The 12253-nt window shown below is 43.5% G+C and carries 15 protein-coding genes; 9 read left to right on the forward strand and 6 right to left on the reverse strand.

Going from position 1 to position 12253, the window contains the following annotated elements; genetic code table 11:
* Positions 1–140: 140 nt before the first annotated feature.
* Together IQ234_RS16515 and psbV are read left to right on the forward strand one after the other, a co-directional pair.
* Positions 141–347 (forward strand): hypothetical protein, encoded by a 207-nt coding sequence (locus tag IQ234_RS16515; protein ID WP_002735525.1) that lies wholly within the window; start codon positions 141–143, stop codon positions 345–347.
* Positions 348–475: 128 nt separating this feature from the next.
* Complete coding sequence (psbV, locus tag IQ234_RS16520; protein WP_002785283.1) at positions 476–961, forward strand: photosystem II cytochrome c-550; 486 nt, start codon at positions 476–478, stop codon at positions 959–961.
* 52 nt (positions 962–1013) lie between these two features.
* On the opposite strand, the gene IQ234_RS16525 is transcribed toward psbV, so the two are convergent.
* Complete coding sequence (locus tag IQ234_RS16525) at positions 1014–1715, reverse strand: DUF3226 domain-containing protein (protein ID WP_193957880.1); 702 nt, start codon at positions 1713–1715, stop codon at positions 1014–1016.
* Positions 1708–2802 carry an AAA family ATPase gene (locus IQ234_RS16530; protein WP_193957881.1) on the reverse strand — a complete coding sequence of 365 codons (1095 nt, stop codon included), beginning with the start codon at positions 2800–2802 and terminating at the stop codon, positions 1708–1710. Before IQ234_RS16530 ends, IQ234_RS16525 begins: the two co-directional genes overlap by 8 nt.
* 180 nt (positions 2803–2982) lie before the next feature.
* Between IQ234_RS16530 and IQ234_RS16535 the strand changes: the two genes are divergently transcribed.
* The 6 genes from IQ234_RS16535 (at position 2983) to IQ234_RS16560 (ending at position 8392) form a co-directional block, all read left to right on the forward strand.
* Positions 2983–4488, forward strand: a complete 1506-nt coding sequence (locus tag IQ234_RS16535) for a UbiD family decarboxylase (RefSeq protein WP_193957882.1) — start codon at positions 2983–2985, stop codon at positions 4486–4488.
* Positions 4489–5338: 850 nt separating this feature from the next.
* Positions 5339–5887, forward strand: a complete 549-nt coding sequence (rplJ, locus tag IQ234_RS16540) for a 50S ribosomal protein L10 (RefSeq protein ID WP_193957883.1) — start codon at positions 5339–5341, stop codon at positions 5885–5887.
* Positions 5888–5931: 44 nt separating this feature from the next.
* Complete coding sequence (gene rplL / locus IQ234_RS16545) at positions 5932–6324, forward strand: 50S ribosomal protein L7/L12 (protein ID WP_002736522.1); 393 nt, start codon at positions 5932–5934, stop codon at positions 6322–6324.
* A gap of 104 nt (positions 6325–6428) precedes the next feature.
* Positions 6429–6524, forward strand: a complete 96-nt coding sequence (locus IQ234_RS16550; RefSeq protein ID WP_012267019.1) for a photosystem II reaction center protein T — start codon at positions 6429–6431, stop codon at positions 6522–6524.
* A 127-nt stretch (positions 6525–6651) separates the two neighbouring features.
* Positions 6652–7167 (forward strand): transcriptional regulator NrdR, encoded by a 516-nt coding sequence (gene nrdR, locus IQ234_RS16555; RefSeq protein WP_002737459.1) that lies wholly within the window; start codon positions 6652–6654, stop codon positions 7165–7167.
* 232 nt (positions 7168–7399) lie between these two features.
* Positions 7400–8392 (forward strand): 30S ribosomal protein S1, encoded by a 993-nt coding sequence (locus IQ234_RS16560; protein ID WP_002737013.1) that lies wholly within the window; start codon positions 7400–7402, stop codon positions 8390–8392.
* Between the two features lie 136 nt (positions 8393–8528).
* Here IQ234_RS16560 and IQ234_RS16565 read toward each other — a convergent pair whose 3' ends face one another.
* The 3 genes from IQ234_RS16565 to IQ234_RS16575 all read right to left on the reverse strand — a co-directional run bounded on the left by IQ234_RS16565 (position 8529) and on the right by IQ234_RS16575 (position 10915).
* On the reverse strand, positions 8529–8687 hold the full coding sequence (locus tag IQ234_RS16565; protein ID WP_193957884.1) for a hypothetical protein: 159 nt from the start codon (positions 8685–8687) through the stop codon (positions 8529–8531).
* Between the two features lie 449 nt (positions 8688–9136).
* Positions 9137–10159, reverse strand: a complete 1023-nt coding sequence (locus IQ234_RS16570) for an adenylate/guanylate cyclase domain-containing protein (protein WP_110579621.1) — start codon at positions 10157–10159, stop codon at positions 9137–9139.
* A 54-nt stretch (positions 10160–10213) separates the two neighbouring features.
* Positions 10214–10915 carry a DUF3120 domain-containing protein gene (locus IQ234_RS16575; RefSeq protein ID WP_193957885.1) on the reverse strand — a complete coding sequence of 234 codons (702 nt, stop codon included), beginning with the start codon at positions 10913–10915 and terminating at the stop codon, positions 10214–10216.
* A 171-nt stretch (positions 10916–11086) separates the two neighbouring features.
* On the opposite strand from IQ234_RS16575, the gene IQ234_RS16580 reads away from it, so the two are divergent.
* Positions 11087–11755 (forward strand): hypothetical protein, encoded by a 669-nt coding sequence (locus IQ234_RS16580; protein ID WP_193957886.1) that lies wholly within the window; start codon positions 11087–11089, stop codon positions 11753–11755.
* On the opposite strand, the gene IQ234_RS16585 is transcribed toward IQ234_RS16580, so the two are convergent.
* Positions 11752–12186, reverse strand: coding sequence for a VOC family protein (locus IQ234_RS16585; protein ID WP_193957887.1), 435 nt, complete (start codon positions 12184–12186; stop codon positions 11752–11754). The genes IQ234_RS16580 and IQ234_RS16585 overlap by 4 nt on opposite strands.
* Between the last annotated feature and the right edge of the window lie 67 nt (positions 12187–12253).

Below are 12253 nucleotides of genomic sequence, written 5' to 3' on the forward strand. Positions count from 1 at the left end.
CACCAAAACCCCAACCCCCAAAACCTGTATCCTTTATCCTGACTCCTGATCACTGATCACTGTTAAGAATGTCCCCGGCAATGGCATGATAATTATGGTAACTAATAAGTATTCTCTATCCTTGGTGGGTGCGTTAGACTATGGGGTTTGCTGATCTATCGATCGCTGATATTGCGGCAGAGTACGATCTGGCCGATGAATCTGTGTTGTCACTTTGCGACCAATTAGGCATCTCCTATAAAGATCGGCAGACTAATCTCGCCCTAGAAGATGCTAAAGCAATTATCTCACTGATTTTATCCCAACGCTCAGGAGTAACCGCCTCGAAAACGGAAACGTCCCCTTGACTTTATTCCCCACTGCGATCTTCTCGGTGTCCGTGATCACTTAGAATCGATCGACACCCTCCCAGAGGAGAAAATTTTTTAGTCACCTTAAAATTCCCTTTTTTGGAACAATTGCGAGTAGGAGAACAATGATCAAACGTTTGATTGTGGCAGCGATCGCTGTAGTCTTTTTTGTATTACAATTCAATCTTAACGGCGCTAGTGCCTTAGAACTCAATGAAAAAACCCTCACCATCACCCTCAATGATGCGGGGGAATCGGTGACTTTGACTTCTGAACAAGCGACGGAAGGACAGAAACTTTTTGTCGCCAATTGTACTAAGTGTCACCTGCAAGGTAAAACCAAAACTAATAATAACGTCAGTTTGGGTCTGGGTGATCTGGCAAAAGCGGAACCTCCCAGAGATAATCTGTTAGCATTGATTGATTATCTAGAACATCCCACCAGTTACGATGGTGAAGATGATCTAAGCGAATTTCATCCCAATGTTAGCCGTCCCGATATCTTCCCAGAATTACGCAATCTGACCGAAGATGATGTGTATAACGTCGCCGCTTATATGTTGGTTGCTCCCCGTCTAGACGAGCGCTGGGGTGGTACAATTTACTTCTAAATTGCCCTCCATATATCCCTCGATCCCTCTAGATTTCTAGGGGGATTTTTGATTAGACAGCAAATAGTTGTAAAAATTCTTTGAGTTCATTTAATACTTCATGCTCAAAGTTCCAAATATGACGTTTGTTTTTCATAACATAATCAAATCCATTCATATTGCATTTCCTGCCAGCTTGTTTTTTGTCTTCTGTGGAACAGGTATCAAATCGTAAATAGTTACTAATCCAAAACTTATCAAAATCTTTGTCTTTAATCGATTTTTCTTGCTTGTTTAAACAATTTCTCCAGTCTTCTAAACAATCCGCATAGGTGGAATCTTGACTTTTAATCTTCTTGAGAACTGTTTCTAGTTCTCCTTGTCCTTCCACATTGGTAAAATAACAAGCAAATTCTGTGATTTGATCTTCTATTGTTGTCAATCTATAAAGCTGACTGGTTTCCCTAATATCTTCCGCTTCTGGATACACCTTTTTCAGACAATCGTTAAGCCAATTTAGTCGCTCTGTCTTAGTATCAGAATCTTGATCGATAATAATACCAACTTTAGGGATAGCTTTTTTACCAAGAGTCGCCTTAATTTCATCGAAAGTGCTGGTTAATTTAGCTTGATCTAAACCCTGTAAACATTTATAGTCATCTTCCTCAAAGCAAATCGGTTTATCTAACTGAATTTTGTTAATATTTAAGTATTTTACTAGGGCTTCGATAAAAATTTTATCATTCTTGCTCTCGACGATTAATAAGTTACTCACCTCTCACCTCATTGCCATGTTTTAAGGCGTACTCTAAAGTGCTTAATTGTCTTTTAATACCAATAATTTTATCAGTTCTGGGACTCCTTGCTAGTTCAAAATAGGCCCCCTGTTCTGGATAATATTCTAACCCCACATCGGCAAAAGCTTGGATCATCTCTAAACTATGGGTTGTGGCAAAAATTTGGCTATCTAGTTCGATAGCTAATCGGAATAAAGTTTTCCAAATATCTGGGTAAGCAGTATAGTGAAGACCATTTTCTATTTCATCGATAAAAATAATTTTTTGCGGATTAAGCAGCAGAGCAAAAATCATCTCTATCAGACGATTAATAGCTTCACCAAACAGAAATATGGGTAGGCGTTTTCTCTCTTTTCTTTTCAGATATAAATTTGGTTCGCCCAGAAAAAAACTTTCTATTTTCTCAATAGAAGGATCGAGAATTTGTAGAGCTTTTAGCACTTCTTCTTCCTGTTCATTAAAAACTATTTTAGTATAGGACTCGCTCAATTCTTCCAAAGATTTACTGACAGATGCGGCAATGATTACTGGTTCCTCATCACCTGGATCAGGTAAAGCGAGTATTCCCTCAGAACTAGCAATTAAAAAATAGTTCAGTTGACCATCATTTGAGTCATTCTTGAGGTGAAAACTTGTGTGAATATTTAAGATAGAAATAACTGATTTATTTTTAGCGATAAAATCGTATAATTTTTGTAAGTCTTCAGAGATGCCTAAAACGCCATCTTTAAGAGAATCGGAAATCGATATTTTTACCAATTTATCTCCTCGTTTAGATTGGGAGCCTTTTAACTCAATAATATTTTCTCTATCAAGATTGAATAATAAATTATCCCAGGCATTTTTGGGAACAGCCTGAACAACTGCTAAAGATTGCCTACGAATGATTCCTCTGATGTAGGGATGAATAGTATTTGGATAGGGATAACTATACAAAAATATTGCCTCTAATAGGGCAGTTTTCCCTGAATTGTTTTTACCGCCAATTAAATTAACTCGCTCAAAACCTTCAATTTTGGTATGCTCAAAACATCTAAAATTACTAATTTCAAGATCCTTAATCATGTTGACCTCCGGGCTGAATAAGCACAAACTTAGGGGTAGAAATGACCCCGGCAAGATGGGGATTTTTTTACTTAATTCTAGACGAGAATCGCCTCAAACTCTCAAAACGGTGACTATCCCCGACAGAAACTGCCGCCCTAAGAGATAATAGAGACAGGGATTTATTTACATTTCTTCATCATGGCTAGAGACTTACGAGGATTTATTAAGCTTTTAGAAGATCGTGGGCAATTACGCCGCATTAGTGCATCGGTCTCTGCCGATTTAGAAATTGCCGAGATCGCTAATCGGATGCTACAGGTGGGGGGACCGGCCCTACTGTTTGAAAACGTGCAAGGGGCCGAGTTTCCCGTCGCTATTAACCTGATGGGAACGGTAGAACGCATCTGTTGGGCGATGAACCTGAATAAACCCGAAGAATTGGAAGATTTAGGCAAAAAACTCGCCCTGTTGCAACAACCGAAACCGCCGAAAAAACTCTCCCAAGCGATCGATTTTGGTAAAGTGTTGTTTGATGTCCTGAAAGCCAAACCCAACCGTAACTTTTTCCCTGCCTGTCAACAGGTGATTTTAGAAGGGGATGAAGTAGATTTAAAGAAAATTCCGATGATTCGCCCCTATTCCGGCGATGCAGGCCAGATTATCACTCTAGGGCTAGTAATTACTAAAGATTGCGAAACGGGAACCCCTAACGTCGGTGTCTATCGCTTACAGCTACAGTCTCACAATACCATGACCGTCCACTGGTTATCCGTGCGCGGTGGGGCGCGTCACCTGCGAAAAGCGGCACAAATGGGCAAAAAATTAGAAATAGCCATCGCTTTAGGGGTCGATCCTCTGATTATCATGGCCGCCGCCACTCCTATCCCCGTAGATCTCTCAGAATGGCTGTTTGCGGGATTGTACGGCGGTTCTGGGGTACAGTTAGCCAAGTGTAAAACCCTCGATTTGGAAGTGCCGGCCGACTCAGAAATCGTCCTTGAAGGAACAATTACCCCCGGAGAGGTATTGCCAGATGGACCCTTTGGTGATCACATGGGTTACTATGGCGGTGTGGAAGATTCACCCCTGATTCATTTCCACTGCATGACCCATCGTCGTGACCCCATTTACTTAACCACTTTTAGCGGTCGTCCTCCCAAGGAAGAAGCGATGATGGCTATCGCGCTTAATCGTATTTATACGCCGATTTTACGGCAACAGGTGTCGGAAATCAGGGATTTTTTCCTGCCGATGGAAGCTTTAAGCTATAAAGCGGCGATTATCTCCATTGATAAAGCTTATCCCGGACAAGCGCGACGAGCGGCCTTAGCTTTTTGGAGTGCCTTACCCCAGTTCACCTATACTAAATTTGTCATCGTCGTCGATAAGGAGATTAATATTCGTGACCCCCGGCAAGTGGTTTGGGCAATTAGTTCTAAAGTGGATCCGGTTCGCGATGTGTTTATTCTCCCGGAAACCCCCTTTGATAGCCTCGATTTTGCCAGCGAAAAGGTCGGTTTGGGGGGGAGAATGGGAATTGATGCCACGACAAAAATGTATCCTGAAACTGACCACGAATGGGGGGAACCTTTGGAGTCGGATCCTGCCATGGCGGTCAAGGTTTCCCAACGCTGGTCAGAATACGGTTTAATCGATATTAATTTACAAGAAGTGGATGCCAATAAATTTGGCTACGAAATGTAGAGATATTCGACTAATCTGTCAGCTAAGAGGCATTTTAAAAGATTTAGAACCTTGTCTCCTGACAAAAGATGCCCAAACTTCAACAAAAATGATTCTACAGATAATGGTAAACCCAAAGGTCAATGTAGAGATTGTGGTGATCGGTGAGTGGGCAACCCTAACAATAAAATTATTTCGCTAGAGACTGAACCATAGACCTCTTGTAAAAATCAAAAATTGTTGTTAGGGTTAGTATCCGGTCGTCAGTAGTTAATAGTCATACTAAATCTGGTTATTAAAGACTGATTATTTATTCCCCTTTTTGCATGAGTGCATGAGTAGAAAACGGGTTTCTCCGAGAAACCCGTTTTCTGTGCGTTACTCAACGGATTTAGTATCAGGAGAATTAAGAACCAATAATAAGCGGTCTCTTCACATATTTTACGCAATTTAATCCTTATTGCTGCCGTTTTTGAATCTTCAAAAATTAACTATGCAAGAGGTTTAGTTAATTGAGCGGCTATAAGCTAAGACACATTTAAACCGCTTATTCTTAGATTAGCCAAATCTCCCCCAATCCCTTTGCTGTTGCAAGAGGGCCTCGTCTCAACAAGCAATTTAAATGCTTGACATAAATCCCGCAATAGTGCTATAATGAGAGACTGGCTTAAGCCAAAGACAGCAGGTTCGAAACAGCTTAAAAATACCCTGCCGAGGTCAAAGCGAGAAAACAGCAGCCAAAAAGACTAAAGAGAGATTTTTTCTGTCTTGGTCGTGCCTGAACTGATTCTCTCCACTCAACCCCGGCGCTACAAGGGGTTATTTTTGTGCCTGTGGAACCGGTCCCCCGCATACAGGAGGTGAACAAGGGATGGGGAGAAGCAGAGAAAGCAAGGGAGTAATTCTAGAAGAATTAAAAACCTCCCTGAGCGAAGCTCAATTAACGATGGTCATCGACTATCAAGGTTTAACCGTCGCCGAAATCAGCAATCTACGCCGCAAATTGCGCCCCACGGGAACGATTTGTAAAGTCACCAAAAACACTTTGATGGGATTGGCGATCGCTGAAGATAGTGGCTGGGAACCGATGAAAAGCCTTTTATCGGGAACATCCGCCTTTCTGCTCGTAAAAGAGGATATTGGTGGAGCTTTCAAGGCCTATCAAGAGTTTAAAAAAGAAAGCAAAAAAACCGAATTGCGCGGCGGTGTCCTCAAAGAAGGGACAAAAGGTCAACTGTTGACAGAAGATCAGCTCAAAGCGATCGCTGATTTACCGTCGAAAGAACAGTTAATCGCTCAGGCCGCTGGAGCAATCAATGCCATTGCCGCCAAACTGGCCCGCAGCATCAACGAAGTTCCCGCATCCTTGGCCCGTGCCGTCGATGCCGTGGCCCGTCAAGAAGAAAAAGAAGCGGCTTAACACCGCGCCAATCAATCACTTACAAACAATTAGGAGTCTAACCCATGTCTGCTGTAGCTGAAATCTTAGAAAAACTCAAAACCCTGACCCTCTTAGAAGCTGCGGAATTAGTCAAAGGTATCGAAGAAACCTTTGGAGTTAGCGCCGCCGCTCCAACTGGTGGCATCATTATGGCTGCTCCCGGGGCTGCTCCTGCGGCTGCTGCTGAAGCTGTGGAAGAACAAACCGAATTTAACGTCGTTCTCGAAGAAGTTCCCGCCGACAAGAAAATTGCTATCCTTAAGGTAGTGCGCGAATTGACCGGTTTAGGACTCAAAGAAGCGAAAGACCTAGTAGAAGCCGCTCCCAAAGCGGTTAAAGAAGGCACTAACAAAGATGATGCCGCCGCCATCAAGAAAAAATTGGAAGATGCCGGGGCAAAAGTTAGCGTTAAATAGATTGCCACTGATTCTGGGGATGTAATCTACATCCCCAGACAAGCCGAAAAGCTCATTTCCTGATACTATAGGATTGTTATAGCACTCTTGTAGGATGTCCAACCATGGAAAGCGTCGCTTACATTTTAGTTTTAACTATGGCTTTGTCGGTAATTTTCTTCGCCATCGCCTTCCGGGAACCCCCCCGGATTCAAAAGTAAATTTCTTAACTCCGTTTAGGTTAATAATTTTCTTCCCTGAGCCGCCCGCTTGTCAAAAGCAGGTTAGCGGCTCTGGTTTTCGTATTTAAAGGCTTAAATTAAAGGTTCCCCTCACCGAGCGCCTCCTATGCAGTGTCCTAATTGTCAGCATACCGATAGTCGCGTTTTAGAGTCCCGTTCCTCCGAAAACGGTCAGAGCATTCGTCGTCGTCGTGAATGCTTACAATGTAAATATCGGTTCACCACCTACGAGCGCATCGAATTCGTGCCGATCACGGTGATTAAAAAAGATGGTAAACGGGAGTCTTTTGATCGCTGCAAACTGCTCCGGGGGATCGTCCGCGCTTGCGAAAAAACCGGCATTCCCCACTCAAGATTAGAGGCGATCGTCAATGATATCGAATCCCGTTTGCAGCAAGACTCAAAACGGGAGGTAACAAGTCAGGAGATCGGTCAATTAGTCCTGGAATATCTCCGGCAAGAATCGGAAGTGGCCTATGTGCGCTTTGCTTCGGTTTACGGCAATTTTCAGGGAATTAGAGACTTTATCGCCGCTTTAGCGCTGCTGCAATCCTCCGAAATCGAACGCGCCTATCCTTCTTGGTCTCCAGTGGAAGAAGCCAGCGTGATCACCTCGTCTTAAATAGTTCCCGATTCAGTTATAATGAGGATCCCTTGTGCTATTTCAAGCCCAAGCTCTGGTTAGATTCTTAAAAGTCATTCTTGAGGCAGATTGCCTCCAAGAAAGCCGGATGCGGCAGTTCATCCCCTAGGCCCTGCCTAGAAACTAAATCGGGAGGCATCTCCTTTATTTAGAAACTGTACATCACATAGGAGGAAAAACCTACGGAAATTCCGAGGCCCAAACAACGTACATGACCACCCAAAAAACTGCAAACAAAAACATAGGCTTTACCCATGAAGATTTTGCCGCCCTTCTAGACAAATACGATTATCATTTCAGTCCGGGAGATGTTGTCGCCGGGACTGTTTTCAGCATGGAACCCCGGGGAGCGCTCATCGATATCGGTGCTAAAACCGCCGCTTTTATCCCCGTGCAGGAGATGTCGATCAACCGCGTCGATAATCCCGAAGAAGTTTTACAACCCAACGAAACCAGGGAATTTTTCATTCTTACCGACGAGAATGAAGATGGACAGCTAACCCTGTCGATCCGTCGCATTGAATATATGCGCGCTTGGGAACGGGTGCGTCAATTGCAAAAAGAAGATGCTACCGTGCGATCGAATGTTTTCGCCACTAACCGTGGTGGAGCATTAGTCAGAATTGAAGGTCTTCGCGGCTTTATCCCCGGTTCTCACATTAGCACCAGAGAAGCGAAAGAGGATTTAGTCGGTCAGGAATTGCCCTTAAAGTTTTTAGAAGTGGATGAGGATCGCAACCGTCTGGTTTTAAGTCATCGTCGCGCTTTAGTGGAACGCAAGATGAACGGTTTAGCCGTGGGACAAGTGGTAATCGGTTCTGTGCGCGGAATCAAGCCCTACGGTGCTTTCATCGATATTGGTGGAGTCAGTGGTTTACTGCATATTTCCGAAATCTCTCACGATCACATTGACACCCCCCACACGGTTTTCAATGTCAATGATGAGTTAAAAGTGATGATTATCGATCTCGATGCCGAAAGAGGTCGCATTTCCCTCTCGACTAAACAATTAGAACCAGAACCGGGAGATATGCTCAAAAATCGCCCGTTAGTGTTTGAAAAAGCGGAAGAAATGGCGATTAAATACCGAGAAAAACGTCTAGCGGAAGCGGAAGGCCGGACCGTCTCGGAAGTGGTGGAAGAAATCGAAGTTCCCCCCGCCTTGGAGGAGGAAGATTTAGTTCTCGCCGCTACCGAAGAGTAAGTCAGTTATCAGTTATCAGTTATCAGTTATCAGATTTGAGTTTTAAGTGTACAGTATTAAATAGAAGTTTCCTACTGTATTTTCACTGTTTACTGATCACTGAAACGTCTCCCAACTCCCCGTTTAATTTCAATCTTCAGAATAGCAACTCTGGTGCTCGGAATCTTTGGGCTCCACCACGCAACGACTTAAGGGCGATTATCGCTTCTTCATTACCCTTTTCAGCCTCGGCCTTGAGGTCAATCATTTTCGGGTTCTGGTCAATGGTCAGTTCAGTGATTTTAATTTCAGACATAGTACAGTTACCTCACTTTGGGTAAATTATTTTTCTTTAACCTGAGTTCGGGATAAGCTAAAACCCTAACGCCACCGTAGCCTAAAACTCCTATTCTTTCGTGGAAGCTATGGCAAAATTCCCTTAAACGGAACTGGTGTTCCTTACCTTCTAAAGTAGCACGAACGCGCGAAAAAAAAAGCAAGTCGCTTGACAAAAATTAACATTTGCTTTCAGCATACCCTAATACCAAAGGCGTTGCTGATTTGAGATATGAATCTTCTCTTGTGGGATTTTTAAAACCTAGACCCAAACTAACTTTTGGATGGGTGCAAGGTTGTCATTCATACCTTGATTCAGCAACGCCAAAGTTTCCTACTGTATTTTCACTGATTACTGTTTACTGGACGGCTACGCCGTGCCTTTGGCAACACTGAAACATCTCCCAACTCCCCGTTTAATTTCAATCTTCAGACACTGCCGATAAATCCTGTAATTCCAGTCATCTCCTCACTAATATTGGCATCGAGGAAACGATCCAAGTGATCAAAAGTGGTTCCGTAGGCAATAGTGCTATCGTGGTATCCTTTCAGACTGACGGTGTGTTGAGTAAAAACTTGGTGGAGATGGGGTAAACCGATGAGATAACTGTAGGTAGTGGCTCCGATGGCTAAATCCTTGCCCATTTCTTTGGTAGCCGACTCTAAACGAAAAGCGGCGTTGACTGTATCCCCGATCGCCGTATAATCTGGATGTTCACCGCTGCCAGTATTGCCGACCATGGCATAACCAGTATTCACTCCCGCACCGATGCGTAATTTAAAAGGTAAGGGATATTGTTCGCTTAAGGCGCAAGTCATGTTATTTAGTTGTATAATTGCTTGGAAAATTTGCAGGATATCGTCTTGATCGACTTCCTGTTGGCCGTGAAACCAGATAGCCATGATCGCATCACCAATATATTTATCTACCCAACTGCCGGAACTGCGGATAATACCCCCGGCATGGCGAAACCAACTGCCAATCAGAGAAGAAAGCACTTTTTCGTCTAATTGCCTGGTTAAAGCCGTAAAATTCCGCATATCTACCACCATCACCGATGTTAAGCGCCGTTCATGGAGGGCGGAGGTGAGGGTATCCCATTCTAAATTGCGCGGTTGCTTACTTACATGGGTGGGAGCAGGACGATAGAACTGCACCTCGGTTTTGCCAAAGGTGATCTGCTCTTTGCTATGGATAGTCACTGGAATGGCTACCCTTCTGCCATTGACAAAAGTTCCATTGCGACTACCGAGATCGATCAGATAAAAATCTCCTGTTTCCGTGGATTGTAAAATAGCGTGATTACGAGAGATACAGTGATCTTTAATCACGATATCGTTATCTTTGCTCCGTCCGATTGTCCAGTAAGATCTGCCCACAAGAGGGAAAAAACGCTGGCCCCTCTCGGTATGGAGTAGTAAATAGGGATTTTGTCCTGGTAGTATATCCACGGGTGCATAAGCGGCAATGGATAGAATGCACTAATTATTATATAGCTTATTCTATTAAGCCAGAGAAGCGGTAATCCAAAATAAACCATCGACTAAAATTGTACTCAATACGGCCCCGCTAAATGCCCACCAATGACATACCCTTTTTTGCAAAGGATAGATACCGATCGCTAAGAGCAGGTTGAGCAGCACAATCGCCCAACTGATGCCCCAGGGGGTCTCAATTTGGGCTAAGGCGTTATGAAATATCGACGATACTAGGTTAGGGTCTAGTTCCACGGTCATTAATTGTCGCCAGTAGGGAATTAGTCCCGTTAGATAGAAATATACATCGGTGATGGCCGTTCCTAATAAAGAACCCAGATAGAAAAGATTGCCCACTTTGCCACGACCTTTGTATAGTCCCCAGAGAACAAAGGGCAGTCCGATCGCTTCCATGGGAATATGGATCAACGGTTCCCAACGCCACCAACCCCAGTACAGAGAACCTGCTAACCAACTCCAACTAAAGCCCAAAAGTAAATCCCCCCAAAGACTGATTTTTTCTTGTTTGAGCAGCCAAATCCCTAACCCCACCCAGAAAAAGGTTAAACCTAGGCTAACTTCGGGATAGTAGCGCACTAGGGGCGCTTGTATGAATACGGGGACTGATACCAGAAATGCTGCTGTCCAAAAGACGGATTGACATTTTTCCCAGTTGGGGACTAGGGGTTTCAGGCGATCGGAATTGCTGGGAACTAGGGTAGAGTTGAGCAAAGGATTTCAGAATTGTTACGAAACTTTACTTACATTAATATACATCATTCTCTGTCCACTATATCCCCTCTAGAAGATTTTAATCAGTTAAAAAGGAAAATTGAGGGAGAATAACTGAGTGCTATCCTGTTAGAATCGAAACGACAGCAGCGATCGAGGAGTGAAACAAATATGCCGGCGGGCTATGAAGAAAATCCTAGAATGCCCCTAGATAAAGTTATTTTTGTTATTGCTTGCGTCTATCTAGGTTGGGTGGTGGCATGGCTCATCAGTCAAAAAAATGCCCCTATCTCTCAAAATAGCACGATTTCCCAAGAAGATAAAAAATTTATTGCCTATCTGCAATCATCCCTTGCTATTATTGATCGCCAAGGTCAAACTTCATCCCCCGATCCCAATCCTGCTGCCAAAAATAACCCTTCTCCAGTAGTGCCAGTTCTACCAGCACTACCCGCTAATTTACCGGTTAATAACACTCCCCAGATCATAGAAAGAATTTACGTTCCTGTTTATCCCCAAACCGCTGAAAATACTGCCAAACTTGTCCCAGTTACACCCTCAAATACTGACATTTCTGCACCACCATTACCAGCTGCTCCCCAAGGAAATCGACCAGTAGCAGCGGTTATTCCTACCAATAATCAGGTGAAAAATACCCTGGTGGGGGTGATGGATTTAGGCGATCGATCTACAGCTTTATTTGATAATAAGGGCATAACTACTCGTATTTCTCCGGGGGAATTTGTCAATGGTTGGACTTTAGTGGAAGTTGGCAATCAACAGGTTATTTTGTCTCGTAACGGCCAAACAAAAGTCTTAGAAGTGGGACAATCTTTTTAGGTTAAACGACGGATAAATTCCAGGGGTAAACCGTCTGTATCGGCAATAAAGGTGACTTCATAGACATGATCGCCGATCATCTGTTGTTGGGGTGGCAAAAGAATATTTAAAGGTTGATATAAATCGGCATCTTCTTGATGGGCTTGCTGAAAGTTATTTGTTAATTTTTCTAACCATTCTGGTAAATTGCTGACATTTTCTGTTAGGTCAAAAGACAAGTGATAATAACCGACATAATGCTGATCACCAAAGGCATCGGGTGCGGGTTTCGGTTGGGGAATTTGGATTAATTCGATGCGTCCGTTTAACCCGGTTAGCCAACAGGCCAAAGTATAACCCGTGGTGAATCTTTCCTCTAGGGTAAAACCGAGAAGTTGATAAAAAGCGATCGCCCGATGGATATTGGCGGTACGAATAGAAGCATGGTGCATTTTCAGGAGAAAGAATTATGAATTATGAATTATGAATTAGGAAGTGGGGAAGTGGGGTGTGGGGTGT

Origin of the sequence: Microcystis aeruginosa LEGE 91341 (genome assembly GCF_015206885.1) — a bacterium.
Classification (GTDB): Bacteria; Cyanobacteriota; Cyanobacteriia; order Cyanobacteriales; family Microcystaceae; genus Microcystis; species Microcystis aeruginosa_H.

Coding starts and splice junctions, on each gene's coding strand:
- IQ234_RS16515 (WP_002735525.1), top strand. CDS start 141: ATGGGGTTTGCTGATCTATCGATCGCTGATATTGCGGCAGAGTACGAT.
- psbV (WP_002785283.1), top strand. CDS start 476: ATGATCAAACGTTTGATTGTGGCAGCGATCGCTGTAGTCTTTTTTGTA.
- IQ234_RS16530 (WP_193957881.1), bottom strand. CDS start 2,802: ATGATTAAGGATCTTGAAATTAGTAATTTTAGATGTTTTGAGCATACC.
- IQ234_RS16535 (WP_193957882.1), top strand. CDS start 2,983: ATGGCTAGAGACTTACGAGGATTTATTAAGCTTTTAGAAGATCGTGGG.
- rplJ (WP_193957883.1), top strand. CDS start 5,339: ATGGGGAGAAGCAGAGAAAGCAAGGGAGTAATTCTAGAAGAATTAAAA.
- rplL (WP_002736522.1), top strand. CDS start 5,932: ATGTCTGCTGTAGCTGAAATCTTAGAAAAACTCAAAACCCTGACCCTC.
- IQ234_RS16550 (WP_012267019.1), top strand. CDS start 6,429: ATGGAAAGCGTCGCTTACATTTTAGTTTTAACTATGGCTTTGTCGGTA.
- nrdR (WP_002737459.1), top strand. CDS start 6,652: ATGCAGTGTCCTAATTGTCAGCATACCGATAGTCGCGTTTTAGAGTCC.
- IQ234_RS16560 (WP_002737013.1), top strand. CDS start 7,400: ATGACCACCCAAAAAACTGCAAACAAAAACATAGGCTTTACCCATGAA.
- IQ234_RS16565 (WP_193957884.1), bottom strand. CDS start 8,687: ATGTCTGAAATTAAAATCACTGAACTGACCATTGACCAGAACCCGAAA.
- IQ234_RS16580 (WP_193957886.1), top strand. CDS start 11,087: ATGCCGGCGGGCTATGAAGAAAATCCTAGAATGCCCCTAGATAAAGTT.
- IQ234_RS16585 (WP_193957887.1), bottom strand. CDS start 12,186: ATGCACCATGCTTCTATTCGTACCGCCAATATCCATCGGGCGATCGCT.